This is a genomic window from Streptomyces vinaceus (assembly GCF_008704935.1).
GTDB lineage: Bacteria > Actinomycetota > Actinomycetes > Streptomycetales > Streptomycetaceae > Streptomyces > Streptomyces vinaceus.
The window spans coordinates 6,122,796-6,134,918 of record NZ_CP023692.1 but is presented as its reverse complement, the minus strand read 5'-3'; the positions used below and the strand labels follow the sequence as shown (position 1 = coordinate 6,134,918).

At 73.3% G+C, this 12,123-nt stretch carries 13 protein-coding genes; 5 read left to right on the top strand and 8 right to left on the bottom strand.

Annotation, left to right across the window (positions count from 1 at the left end; all coding sequences use genetic code 11):
- Positions 1 to 11: 11 nt before the first annotated feature.
- Entirely contained in the window at positions 12 to 452 is a 441-nt protein-coding gene (locus CP980_RS27795; protein WP_030011705.1) for an Lrp/AsnC family transcriptional regulator, read from the bottom strand.
- A 217-nt stretch (positions 453 to 669) separates the two neighbouring features.
- Here CP980_RS27795 and CP980_RS27790 point away from each other — a divergent pair, with 217 nt between their 5' ends.
- On the top strand, positions 670 to 1,113 hold the full coding sequence (locus CP980_RS27790) for a hypothetical protein (protein ID WP_132761215.1): 444 nt from the start codon (positions 670 to 672) through the stop codon (positions 1,111 to 1,113).
- Between the two features lie 31 nt (positions 1,114 to 1,144).
- Here CP980_RS27790 and CP980_RS27785 read toward each other — a convergent pair whose 3' ends face one another.
- Together CP980_RS27785 and CP980_RS27780 are read right to left on the bottom strand one after the other, a co-directional pair.
- Entirely contained in the window at positions 1,145 to 2,245 is a 1,101-nt protein-coding gene (locus tag CP980_RS27785; protein ID WP_132761214.1) for a phosphotransferase family protein, read from the bottom strand.
- 77 nt (positions 2,246 to 2,322) lie between these two features.
- A complete protein-coding gene (locus CP980_RS27780) occupies positions 2,323 to 3,456 on the bottom strand; it encodes an Rv3169 family protein (RefSeq protein WP_150529303.1) in 1,134 nt (377 codons plus the stop codon).
- A 617-nt stretch (positions 3,457 to 4,073) separates the two neighbouring features.
- Between CP980_RS27780 and CP980_RS27770 the strand changes: the two genes are divergently transcribed.
- Positions 4,074 to 4,886 (top strand): phytanoyl-CoA dioxygenase family protein, encoded by an 813-nt coding sequence (locus tag CP980_RS27770; RefSeq protein ID WP_150529302.1) that lies wholly within the window; start codon positions 4,074 to 4,076, stop codon positions 4,884 to 4,886.
- Positions 4,887 to 5,010: 124 nt separating this feature from the next.
- On the opposite strand, the gene CP980_RS27765 is transcribed toward CP980_RS27770, so the two are convergent.
- The gene (locus CP980_RS27765; protein ID WP_132761210.1) at positions 5,011 to 6,183 is read right to left on the bottom strand and encodes an acyl-CoA dehydrogenase family protein; all 1,173 of its coding nucleotides are present in this window, start codon (positions 6,181 to 6,183) and stop codon (positions 5,011 to 5,013) included.
- A 149-nt stretch (positions 6,184 to 6,332) separates the two neighbouring features.
- Positions 6,333 to 7,067: a TetR/AcrR family transcriptional regulator gene (locus CP980_RS27760; RefSeq protein ID WP_150529301.1), complete on the bottom strand. Its 735-nt coding sequence runs from the start codon at positions 7,065 to 7,067 to the stop codon at positions 6,333 to 6,335.
- 252 nt (positions 7,068 to 7,319) lie between these two features.
- Between CP980_RS27760 and CP980_RS27755 the strand changes: the two genes are divergently transcribed.
- A complete protein-coding gene (locus CP980_RS27755; RefSeq protein ID WP_229907411.1) occupies positions 7,320 to 7,841 on the top strand; it encodes a DUF6230 family protein in 522 nt (173 codons plus the stop codon).
- Entirely contained in the window at positions 7,832 to 8,770 is a 939-nt protein-coding gene (locus CP980_RS27750; protein ID WP_150529300.1) for a DUF6114 domain-containing protein, read from the top strand. Before CP980_RS27755 ends, CP980_RS27750 begins: the two co-directional genes overlap by 10 nt.
- Before the next feature lie 44 nt (positions 8,771 to 8,814).
- Here the strand turns inward: CP980_RS27750 and CP980_RS27745 are convergent, their stop codons facing one another.
- The 3 genes from CP980_RS27745 to CP980_RS27735 all read right to left on the bottom strand — a co-directional run bounded on the left by CP980_RS27745 (position 8,815) and on the right by CP980_RS27735 (position 11,049).
- Positions 8,815 to 8,967 (bottom strand): SCO1431 family membrane protein, encoded by a 153-nt coding sequence (locus CP980_RS27745; RefSeq protein ID WP_106977289.1) that lies wholly within the window; start codon positions 8,965 to 8,967, stop codon positions 8,815 to 8,817.
- Positions 8,968 to 9,096: 129 nt separating this feature from the next.
- Positions 9,097 to 9,519, bottom strand: coding sequence for an SPW repeat protein (locus CP980_RS27740; protein ID WP_132761208.1), 423 nt, complete (start codon positions 9,517 to 9,519; stop codon positions 9,097 to 9,099).
- A gap of 96 nt (positions 9,520 to 9,615) precedes the next feature.
- Entirely contained in the window at positions 9,616 to 11,049 is a 1,434-nt protein-coding gene (locus CP980_RS27735) for a peptidase C39 family protein (protein ID WP_150529299.1), read from the bottom strand.
- 134 nt (positions 11,050 to 11,183) lie between these two features.
- Here CP980_RS27735 and CP980_RS27730 point away from each other — a divergent pair, with 134 nt between their 5' ends.
- The gene (locus CP980_RS27730; protein ID WP_150529298.1) at positions 11,184 to 11,855 is read left to right on the top strand and encodes a uridine kinase family protein; all 672 of its coding nucleotides are present in this window, start codon (positions 11,184 to 11,186) and stop codon (positions 11,853 to 11,855) included.
- Positions 11,856 to 12,123: the final 268 nt, after the last annotated feature.

Here is a 12,123-nt window from a genome sequence, read left to right as displayed (position 1 = left end):
TCCCATCGGCGTCACACGCGGGGCGGGCGCGCCTCGTACGGGGTGGAGAGGACGACGGTGGTGCGGGTCGAGACGTGGGCCAGGGCGCGCAGGCGGCCCAGGAGGTCCTCCAGCTCCAGCGGGGTCGCGACGCGCACCTTCAGGATGTAGTTCTCGTCGCCGGCGACGCTGTGACAGGCCTCGATCTCCGGTACGCCGGCCAGCCGGTCGGCGATGTCGTCCGGCGCGCTCGGGTCGAAGGGCTTCACCGAGATGAAGGCCGTCAGGGGCAGGCCGACGGCTTCCGGGTCGACGACGGCCGCGTACCCGCGGATCACTCCGCGCTGTTCCAGACGGCGTACCCGCTGGTGGACCGCCGACGTGGACAGTCCCGTGGCCTTGCCCAGATCCGTGTAGCTCATCCGCCCGTCCCGCACGAGCAGATCCACGATCTGGCGGTCCAGCTCCTCCATTGCGCTCATAGCCGCTCAACCTAAGGCCCAAGGGTGCTCCAGGCACAGTGCTGTCCGCCCACAAGTGGCACCTGCGGCGGGCATGTGACCAAGGCCACAGGGGTATGCAGGCGTACGGCGCGATGTTGTGGTTACTCGTGCCGCGCGACGGGAAGTGCTTGGTGTGGCCGAGGCCGTAGAACCTGCCCGCCCGGCCCACCCAAGGGGGAGTACATCCATGCTGAACACCAAGCGCGCCGGTCGCACAGAACCGGAGCCCCTGGATTTCCTCGACGCCGAGGACGGTGAGTACCTCGAAGACGCCGACGGGTTCGACGGCTTCGAGATCCACCACGCGATCTGCCCGGACTGCGGCCAGTCGATCGCCCTCGTCGCGGACGAGGAGTACCTGCCGGAGCACGCGCTCTGCCTGACCCCGTGGAACCCGTTCGGGCTCACGGTGTGCGCGGGTACGGGCCGCCCGGCCTCCGAGGCGCTGCCGACGGTGGGCGCGGGCCAGGTCGAGCCGCAGGAGCTGGAGGTCGTGCTGCTGGACCTGCCGCAGGGTCTGGACTGGCGGACGCAGCCCTTCTCGCACGTCGGCGGTCCCGGCTCGCGTCCCGTGCGGATGCCGGCGCCGACGCCGCTGCCGCAGATGCGGCAGCACGCGCAGGCCGCCTGAGCGAGGCCTTCCGGCCGCTCGCGCCGGATCCCTACCAGTACGTGCCCTGCACCATCGCCCGGAGGCTGGCGTGGTGCAGGATCAGGCCGTCCGGATCCGCGGGGACCTCTACCTCCCCGAAGTGGGCCTGCCGGTAGGCGATGCGCAGCATCACGATCCCGTGCCGCAGGGCGGCGTACAGGGTGTGGAACTCCATGTCCCGCGGGGTGTGTCCGGTGAGTTCGGCGTACCGGCGCTCGATGTCGGCGCGGCGCAGGAAGTCGGGCAGGCCGCTCTGGCCGAATCCGACGGTCAGGTCCTGGAAGAACCGGTGGAGGTAGACGGTCCAGCCGAGGTCGACCTCCCGCGGGGCGTACGCCGCCATCTCCCAGTCCAGGACGGCCACGGGCTCGAACCCGTCCGGCCGGTAGACGACGTTGCCGATGCGGGCGTCGCCCCAGTTGAGGACGGAGGGGCCCTCCTCCGCGGGCCACAGCTCCTCCAGGCGTTCGAAGGCGCGCTCCAGCAGCGGGGACGGTGCGAGTCCCTCTACCACCCAGGCGTAGTAGGCGCGTTGGGCGTCGACGTGGCGGCGCAGCGGGCTGCCGGTGCCCTCGGGGAGGAGGAACTCGGCCTCCTCGGCGGGGAACTGGTCGTGCAGCCGGGCCAGCAGGGAGACGCTCGCCTCCTGGAGCTCGGCGCGTTCGGAGTCGCTCGCGGCGTGCAGCCAGTTCCCCTCGTACGTGTAGGGCATGACGTCGGGCGGGACCCGGCCCTCGGCGCGGGCCATGACGAAGAACGGCGCGCCGAGCGGAGCGGGGTCGGTTTCCAGCCAGTGCACGCGCGGGACGGGCAGGTCGGTGTGGGCGCCGACCAGGCTCATCACGCGGTGCTGGCGGGGCATGTCGTACGTGGGGAACACCGTGTAGGCGGCCGGGTCGGCGGCGAGCCGCAGGGCGCAGGCGCGCACGGGGGTGTCGGGGTGCTCGATGTCGAAGAGCAGGGTCTCGCTGGACATGCCGTTGGACGCGGGGACGCGGACGTCCGTGACCGCGGCGCCCGGGAGCTCGGTGCCGAGCCAGGCGGCGAGGCGCCGGCCGAGTTCCTCGGGTTCGCGGGTGGAGGTGCGCGGGCGTGGTGCCGGTGCTGCCATGACTTCCCCTTCCTTCTCCTGGCTCGGGTACGGGGTTCGGGTACGGGCGCTGGTACGGGCGCCGCCTCGGGGTGCTGCTACGGGGCGACCGAGCCGTAGTCGGTGAAGCCGCTGGGGTCGTGCCGGCCGAAGCTGCCGTGTTCGAAGATGCCGAAGCCGGTGCGCCCGCCGAGGGTGAAGCGGGCGGAGTGGTCGGTGACGCCGAAGGCGGCCATGGGGTGTGCGGTGGGGTCGGAGAGGTCGTAGACGCGGCGGTCGGTCCAGCCGCGGCCCTGCCAGGTGCCGTGCTGCCAGTCGGCGGCGGGCGGGTAGCCGGCGCCGACGGCGAGCGGGGAGGAGTTCAGGATCTCGACGCCGAGTTCGAGGGGTTTGCGGGCGGGGTCCGCGAGGTGGACGACGGCGCTCTCGGGGTGGCGGGTGCCGGGGCGGTAGCGGATCTCGGTCTGGGGCCAGCCGAGCTGCACGTCGTGGCGGCCGCTGTCCTCGGGGAAGACCTGGACGGCCTCGCTGAGGGTGCGGTGGCCGTCCGCGTCCTCCTGGGCGATGACCATGAGGAAGCGGTCCTCGAAGCGGACGGGTATCCAGAGCCAGTGGAAGCCCTCGGGCCGGTGCTCCTCGGCGGCGCGGCCGCCGTCCTCGCCGGGGATGGGGCGCACGCCCCAACTGCGGTCGCGGGTGCCGGTCCACTCGCCGGGGGTGAGGGCGTACTCCTCGCCCTTGGCCCGGATGGTGCCGGTGACGTGCCCGGCCTGGACGAAGCGGCGGCCTTCGAGCATGAGGCGGTCGGCGCGCCGCTGGACGTGGTGCGGCTCCCAGACGGCGGGGAACTCGGCGGTCCAGGTGATGTCGTACGAGAGCCCGTCGGGGTCGGCGGGGTCGGGATCGCAGTGCAGGGTGATCCGCTTCAGGGGTTCGTCGACGGTGATCCGCAGCGGGCCGACGGAGAGGTTCATCCGGTCGTCGGTGAGGGCGTCGGAGGCGCGGACGGCGAGGAGTTCGTCGCCGGCGCGCAGGGTGGCGTAGGCGTCGATGACCCCGGCGTTGGGGTAGACGCCGAGGCCGAGGATGAGGACGGCGCGGCCGGCGTGGTCGAAGACGTGGAAGATGCAGCGGTCGTAGGCGTTCCGGTCACCGGTCACGAGGTGCTTCATCGACAAGGGGGCCTGGTGGACGGGGTATTCGTCGAGCGGTACGGGTCGGTCCGCGGGCACGGCAAACCTCCTGGGGCGGCGGGGCTCGGGCGGATATGACGGTACGTCAGATACGGGCCCCGGGGCCAGAGTCCTGTCACTCTCTGACAGACCGGCACGTCTGGCCACGCGGAGGCCGCCGGACCCCGGGGCCTGCGGAGCGCGGCGTCGGGGACATCTCGAACGGATACCCGGAGGGCGGGGGCGGTTACCCGTGCGTCGGGTGGCGCGTTGGCCCGGTATGACCACGCTCGAATCCCCTGGGACAAGAACGGGACGGCGGCGGCGTCCGGTGCCGCCCGGCTACGAAGAATCGGTTCCGCGACACGAAGAATCGGTTCAGCAGCGGCAGCCGGACCCACCGATCTACCACGCCCTGCTGACCCGTTGGGCCGCCGACGGACGCACCCTGCCGGGGCGCCGCGATCCGGAGTGGTCCCGGGTCGCCACCTCCCCGATCTGGCCGACGGGTCCGCTCTACGGCGGCGGCCAGTAGGTGGCACCCGGGCGGGAGCGGCTCCTGGGGAGCGGCTCGCGGGAGCAACTCGCGGGGAGCGGCCGGAAATGACCCGGCGCACTCCCTGTGCGCTCCCCGTGCTGCCTCGCCCGGGCTCGGCGCCCGGCCGCACCCTGGGCGCATGACGGACCCGAAGCGGCTCCTGGCCGAATACCGGCGCGACGGCTTTGTCGTCGTACCCCCGCTGACCCCGCGGGAGATCTGGGGACCCCTGACCGAGGAACTGCCCGCCGTACTCGCCGAGGAGGGGCCGCAGCGGTTCTTCGAGGAGGACGGCACGACCGTACGCGCCGTCTACGGACTCCACCGCAGAGGGGGTCCCTGGCAGGCGCTGGCCGAGGCGTCACCGCTGACCGCGCTGGTCCGGCTGCTGCTCGGTGAGGACATGTACGTGTACCAGTGGAAGGTGAACCCGAAGGCGGCCCGGCGGGGCGAGCGCTGGCAGTGGCACCGGGACTTCGACTTCTGGCGGGCCGCCGACGGGATGCGGCGCCCGGCGGCGCTCACCGCCGCCGTCTTCCTCGACGAGGTCACCGGGGAGAACGGGCCGCTGCGCCTGATCGCGGGCACGCACACCGACCGGCCGGCGACGGCGGCCCCCTCCGGGGACGACGGGGACACCGGCGGCGGGGCGGCCGACTGGGCCTGGATCACGTCGAGCCGGGACGCCTACGCGCTCCCCGACCCCTCGGCCGAGGAGCTCGCCCGCACCCGGGGGGTCCACGAGGCCACCGGCCCGGCCGGGACGGTCGTCCTCTTCCACGGCAACCTGGTGCACAGCTCGGGCCCGAACCGCTCCCCGCACACCCGCACCCTCGCCCTGATCAGCTACAACGCGGTGTCCAACGCCCCGCCCGCCGACCACCCCGCCGCCCGCCGGGACCTCTTCGTCAACCACGACGCGAAGCCCCTGCCCGTCTGGGACGACCGGTAGGCGGCGGGCCGGCGGGAAGCGGGCCGGGGGGAAGCGGGCCGGCGCCCCGGCCCGCGCCGCGCCGAACAGCTCGCCCGGTGCGGCGCCGGCCGGGCCGGGCGCACCCCGGGGGCCGGTCCGGCCCTCAGTGCGACTCCGGTCCCGCCAGGTGGCGGGCGATGACCATGCGCTGGATCTGGTTGGTGCCCTCGACGATCTGGAGCACCTTCGCCTCGCGCATCAGGCGCTCCACCGGGAAGTCCGCGGTGTAGCCGTAGCCGCCGAGGACCTGGACGGCGTCCGTGGTCACGGCCATCGCGGCGTCCGTGCAGAACAGCTTCGCCATCGCCGCCTGGCGGGAGAACGGCTTGCCCGCGTCACGCAGCCGCGCCGCCGCCAGGTACAGGGCCCGGCCGGCCTCGATCTTGGTCGCCATGTCGGCGAGCATGAAGCGCAGGCCCTGGAAGTCGGCGATGGGGTGCCCGAACTGCTTGCGGTCCAGGGCGTACGCGAGGGCCTCGTCCAAGGCGGCCTGCGCGACCCCGACGGCGCAGGCGGCGATGCCCAGGCGGCCCGCGTCCAGGGCGGCCAGCGCGATCGTGAAGCCCTGCCCCTCCTCGCCGATGCGGCGGGTGTCGGGGACCCGGACCCCGTCGAAGTGGAGCTGGGCGGTGGGCGAGCCCTTCATGCCCATCTTCTTCTCGGGGACGGCGGCCGTCAGGCCCTCCGCGTCGCCGGGCACCAGGAAGGCGGTGATGCCCTTGGGGCCCTCGGCGCCGGTGCGCGCGAGGACCGTGTAGAAGTCGGCGACCCCGCCGTGGGTGATCCAGGCCTTGGTGCCGGTGATGATCCAGTCGTCGCCGTCGCGTACGGCCTTGGTGGTCAGCGAGGCGGCGTCGGAGCCGGAGGCGGGCTCGGAGAGGCAGTACGCGCCGAGCAGCCCGCCGCCGAGCATGGCCGGCAGGTGGGCCTTCTGCTGCTCCTCGGTGCCGTATCCGGCCAGGCCGTGGCAGGCCAGGGAGTGCACGCTGACGCCGAGCCCCACCGTCAGGCGGGCCGCCGCGAGCTCCTCCAGGACCTGGAGGTAGACCTCGTACGGCTGCTCGCCGCCGCCGTACTCGCCCGCGTACGGAAGACCGAGCAGGCCGGCTTCGGACAGCAGGGTGAAGATCGCGCGCGGGAACGTCCCGGCGTCCTCCTCGGCGGCGGCCACGGGGCGGATCTCCCGCTGGGCGATCTCTCGTACGAGCGCGAGGAGGTCCCGGGACTCCTCGGTGGGCAGCTGACGGTCCACCGGCTGCGGGGCGCGGTCGTTCATGGCGGCGCTCTCCTCCCTCGTCGGGCACGGCGGCGGCACGTGAGGTGTGGGACGGGCCGCCGGGTCTCGGTGCTTCTCACAGCCGATACTGCCCTCCCGGATCACGGAAGCGGCAGATCAGTGGCTGCGGGCGGCTTGAGTATGCCCGATCAGGATCGTCCCGTCACCGGGGCAAGATCACCAGCCGACTCGAACGCCTCTTCGGTAAGGGGCGGCGGCGGACACTCCGGGACGAACTCCCCGATGACCGTCAGCGTCGCGCGCAGCTGGCGGACGAGGAGGGCACCGAGCCGGTCCCGGTCGGGCTGCCGCGCGGCGGATTCCGCTTCGCCGTCCGTCCCGGGATCCACCTGGGCGTCCGCGGCCAGGGCGCCGGTCCACTCCAGCGTGGTCCCCTCGACCCCGGACAGCCAGCCCACCAGCGCGAGCCGGGCGAGCGGCGGGACGGTCCGGCTCCCGTACGCGCCCTCGGCGATCGTGGCCACCAGCTCCTCGCGCACCGCGTCGCGGATCGCGAGCACCTCGGCGTCGGAGCCCACTCCCCCGGTGACGATCGTGCGGTAGGCGGCCTGGTGGTGCTCGGCGTAGTGGAGGTAGCCGTCGATGGTCCGGCGCACCCGCTCGGCCTTGGGCAGGTCCGGCTCCCCGGCGGCGCGGGCGACGAGCTCGGCCACCGAGTCCTCGACGATGGCGAGGTAGTAGCCGCGCTTGCTCTTGAAGTAGTAGTAGATCAGCCCCTTGGCGACGCCGGCCTGTTTGGCGATGTCGTCCATGGAGAGCGCGTCGTACGAGGTGTCGGCGAACAACTTGCGCCCGGTCGCTATGAGTTCGGCCCTGCGGACCTGCGAACGCTCGCTCGCACCCCGCTGTTGACTATTATTCAAATTCGGCCCTAGCCTCGAACTGCCACAGGATGCCCGCAGTATGGCAGACCTGCCTCATGCACTTCCCCTGCGCACGGACGACGTACGGGAGGCACTTCCATGAGCACGAACACAGGCGCCGGGACGGGCGCCGACGGAGCACCGGACAGGGTCCCGGACACGGCCCCGGACACGCCGCGCGGGCGCGAAGGCCGGGTGCGCTGGCGCAAGTCGGCCGCCGTCGCGGTGCCCGCGGTCCTCGCCGTCGGGGCGATGGCCGTCGTCATGGCGCAGGGCGCGCTCGCCGCGTCGTTCGCCGTCTCGGGCACCAGCTTCCAGGTCTCCTCCTCGAAGCTGAGCAGCAAGGGCCTGGCCTCGTACGTGCAGACGGACCGCTCGGTCGACGGCAAGGGACATCCGGTCGCCCTGCTCGGTATCGGCGAGGCCACACTCACCGACATCTGCCAGTCCGCAGAGGTGGGGACCCCGCTGGGCACGGTGGTCTTCAAGCTGACGGCGGGCGGCCCGGCCGGGGAGGTCACGGCCAGCAACCTCGTCATCGACGGCGAGGACCTCGACGGGGACGCGACCTTCGGCACGGCGCAGATCGGCCGTGACGCCTCGACCCTGGACCGGGTGGACGGGGTCAAGGGCGAGCCGGGCAAGTTCGGGCTCCAGGCCGGGGACATCGAGGTCGTCGGGGTGAAATCGCACGCCTGGTCCGCGACCGGCGGGAACTTCCGCCTCAAGGGCATGCGGGTGAGCGTGGGCCTGGACGGCGAGAAGTGCTTCTGAGCCGCCCCCGGCTGCCGCTGGCCGGGCAGCGGCGGCGCCTGCGCGCCTGGCGCCGGACCCGGCCGTTCTGGGGCGGGCTGCTGGTCGTCCTGGGCGGGGTCGAACTGCTGCTGGTACCGCTGTCCCCGCTGACCGTGCTGGTCAGCCTGGGGCTCGGCGGGATCGCGGCGATCGGGATCGGCGCCGCCCTTGTCGTGGCGGGGCTGTTCCTGTGGTTCCTGCCGCAGGCCCGGGCGTACGTCTCCGTCCACGCCCTGCTGTTGTCGGTGCTCTCGTTCCTGGCGACCAACCTGGGCGGGTTCCTGGTCGGCATGGCGCTCGGGATCGCCGGGAGCGCACTGGCCTTCGGGTGGACACCGCTGCCGGTCGCGGCCACCGGGGAGGAGGGTCCGTACGAGGGCCGGCCGCGCGGGAGCGGCCCGCGGGCGCTCGCCGTGCTGCCGGTGCTGCCGGTGCTGCTGGCGGCCGTACTGGCGACGGGAGCCCCGCCGGCCAGGGCGGCGGGGGCGCCGCACGGGCCGCCGACGGCCCCCCGGACTCCCCCGACGGTCACCACCTCGCTCTTCGCCCCGCAGGGCTTCGCCTTCGCGGGGGTCACCGAGCTCCCGACGGCCGACGGACCGCTGCGGGTGCTGGTGCTGAGGATGCGGGCGGCCTCGCTGACCGACTACCGGCTGCGCACCCGCGACGGCGGCGAGGAGTACGGGCTGGCCGCCGCCTCCCTTGAGCTGCGGGGCGACGTGACCTTGTACCTGACGAAGTTCAGCGGCTGCGTCGAAGGGCTGCTGTGCGTCACGTTCAGCCCGGACGGACTGCCCGCTCCCCCGGTGATCCCGCCGTTCGTCTTCATGACGCGGGTCAGCGCGGAGCAGGCGCTGGTCACCTCGGACCTGATCGTCACGGAGGGCCTGCGGCTGGAGGCCTCGTAGGCGGTCGCAGCCGCAGGCCCCACGAGCCCCGCAGGCCCCGCGGGTCAGAGCCAGCCGACCTGCGTGACGAACATGGCGACGACGACCACCAGCGTCCAGCCGAGCACGTGCTCAAGCCACTTGGAGTGGTCCTTGGGGCCGCCGGTCCTGACGAGGTTCCGGGCGCGGGCGGTGAGGGAGGCGCTGTATGCGGTCATGTCGTCCAATGTGACAGCGTTCGCGGCTTTCGCGGTAGGGGACGATCGCCATTCGTGGCACGTATCACGCGCCCCCGCACGCCACCGGGCCCCGGCCGTCTCGCGGTCGGGGCCCGGGGCGTGCGGGGGTCAGGTCGTGCGGTTGCGGCCCGCCATGCCGGCCATGGCGAGTGCGAGCACCAGCGCGACGCCGCCGGCGATGACGTTGCTGACCACGCTGCGGGTGGTGCTGACGTCACCGGCGATGACCCACGGAGCCACGATCGTCCAGGCTCCGATGGCGACCGCCGTCCAGGCCATCGCGTGGGTGCGTTCGTAGGCGGAGCCGAGTCCGCTCATGCACAGGCAGTACGCCACGCCGGCGATCAGGTTGTTGACCGCCAGCGCGCCGAGTCCGCTGAACCCGGCGATCCAGGGCGAGGCCGCCAGGTACAGGCCCGTGATGAGGGCCAGTGCCTCCACGGCCTGCGCGGCGGGGGTGCTGGTGACCCGCTCGAACCGGGAGCGCATCTCGGCGAGGTCGGGGTGGTGTTCGATGCTGTGGGTGGTCATGGCGGGCCGCCTCCTGTAGAAGCCTTTATGTGCCCTTTACGACCTTATGTTGCGCTTATCTGCGTCCGCGGTCAACGCCCATTTCCGGCGCTCCGGTCACAGCACCCCCACGGCCCGCAGCGCCGCGATCTGAGCCGCGTTCGGGCGGGCCGGGGCGTACAGGTAGCAGACGCCGCCGGAGCCGGAGGCCACCTTTCCGGCGGAGTTGTGGCGCTTCGTCCGCAACCAGGCGTTCTCCCACTCCCGGCGCTTGTACACGTGGCGGACGGCCGCGTCGTCGGGCGAGTTCGGGTCGTTGGCGACCACGTCCCCGGAGGCGGTGAAGCCGACGACGGTCATCAGGTGGCCCGCGGTGCCGTAGCCGGCTCCGGTGAGTTCCTCGGTGCGGAAGGACAGCGAGGTGATCACCGGGATGCCGGAGCGGATCAGGGTCTCCAGGTCGGTGAGGGAGCGCAGCCGGGTCACGACCCCGGCGAGACCGGGGTACGTGGCGGCGTAGGCGGCGTTGAAGGGCCAGTTGCCGCAGCCCTTGTACGCGCTGTCGTAGGTGGACCGGGCCGCGTGGCAGACCTGCGGATCGGTGTAGCGGGCGTCGACCCAGGCCAGATCGGCGGCGGCGGGCTTGCGGCCCCAGTACTCGATGGTCATCTGGGAGGAGGTGGGGCTGCACCAGGCCTCGCCGCCGTTGTCGTACTGGGGGTAGCGGCCCTTGTGGACCTCCTGCGAGTAGCGGGGGACCTTCAGCTCGTGGGCCGTGCCCGAGGGGGCGGAGGCGGGGACGGTGAACCGGTCCGGGACGTCGGAGACCATGGCCCCGGCCAGCCACACCGTCGGGCCCGGGGTGGCGCCCGGCTTGCGGTACAGGGTCAGGCGCAGCTGCCATGCGGCGATCCGTACGCCGTTCGCCCTCGCGGGGGCGTCGACGGCGAGCGTGTCGGTCCACACGGTGGTGCTGCCGTCGGTCTGGCCGTCCACGGAGGTGCGGCGGATGTCCCCGTCGCCGGAGGCCCAGCGGCCCATCACGTACCAGGGGCCGGCGGCGCCGCTGCCGTACGTGGCACGCAGTTCGATCTGGATCCAGGTGCCCGCCGGGGTGTGGGCGTTCCAGGAGGCGATGGCCTCGGTGCCGGGCACGCCGGAGCGGTGCACCGGGGAGGTCCACACCGCGTACTCCCAGGTGCCCTTCTTCGCGGTGTGCGGGTCGGTGTACTCGGTGCGTCCGGCCGGGGTGTCGATCACCAGGCCCGGCCGGCTGCCGGCGAGGGCGGCGGTGCCGCGGTGCGTGCCGGCCCGCCAGTGCGCGTACGCGTACCAGAACCGGTTGTCGACGACCTGGGCGGCGGCGGCGGCGTCGGCCCCGGCCACCGCGGCGGCTGCGGCCGGCGCGCCCCCGGCCGGTTCCCCTTCGCCCTGCGGAGCGCCTTCCCCGCGGGCAGCGGCCGCCGATGCGCGGCCCCCGGGGACGGTGGCGGCCGTGGCCGCCGCGAGGGCGAGGGCCAGCAGGGCCCGGCGTGGCGTGGGTGCGGTCATCGGCGTGGCCCCCAGAGGGTCGGTGCGGCGGGTCGGTCCCCACCCTTCCAGTTCCCGTCCGCCGGGCGGCGAAGCCACGGCGCCGTGTCGGGGTGACGGGGCACCGGCGCAGGCCAGGGCCCTACTCTGGCCGGGTGGAGCCCCAGCAGTCACCCCCGTCGAGCCGGTCAAAGCGCTCACCTCAGTCGCTCACGTCACTCGCGCGCGAGCTCGCGGCCCTGCCGCCCTCGCTGGGCCCGGTGCGGCTGATCGCCGTCGACGGGCACGCCGGGTCGGGCAAGAGCACCTTCGCCGGGCTCCTCGCCGAGGCGCTGGGCGGGGTGCCGGTGCTGCACCTGGACGACGTGGCCACCCACGAGGAGCTCTTCGAGTGGCCGGAGCGGCTGAGCGCGCAGGTGCTGGAGCCGCTCGCCGCCGGGCGGGCGGCCCACTGGGCCCCGTACGACTGGGTGGAGCGCCGGTTCGGTCCCGAGCGGGTGCTGGAGCCGGTTCCGGTCCTGCTGATCGAGGGGGTCGGGGCCGGGCGACGGGCGCTGCGCCCGCATCTGGCGCGGCTGCTGTGGATGGAGACCCCGCGCGCGCAGTCCTGGGGGCGCGGGCGAAATCGGGACGGGCGTGAACTTTCCGACTTCTGGGACGGATGGGAGCGCGCGGAGCTCGCACACTTCGCGGATGATCCTTCGCGCCCCTTCGCCGACACTTTGGTACGCCAGAGCGGTACGGGATACGAGTGGACTTCCGGGACGGATGCGACCCCCGGAAAGGCCCCTTCGGCTACGGAAGGTGACGGATTCCCCCGGGCCTGAGCCGATCGGGACCTCCGCTCACGCGGGCCCGCACCGACGTGCTTGACCTGGCCCCCGCACCGGCCTTACGTTCTGAATGCGCGGTCTTTCCAGGCCGCAGCGGACGCGAAGCCCCCGATTGTTCCCCCGTGATCGGGGGCTTCGTTCTGCCCCGGGCCGGTTTCCCGCCGGCGCCGAGCGGGCCCGGCCTCCCCTAAATCTTCACCCAGAGTCACCTCGCGCGCCCCTGGTGCACCTTCGACCGGTGCCCGCCGCACCCTACGTATGG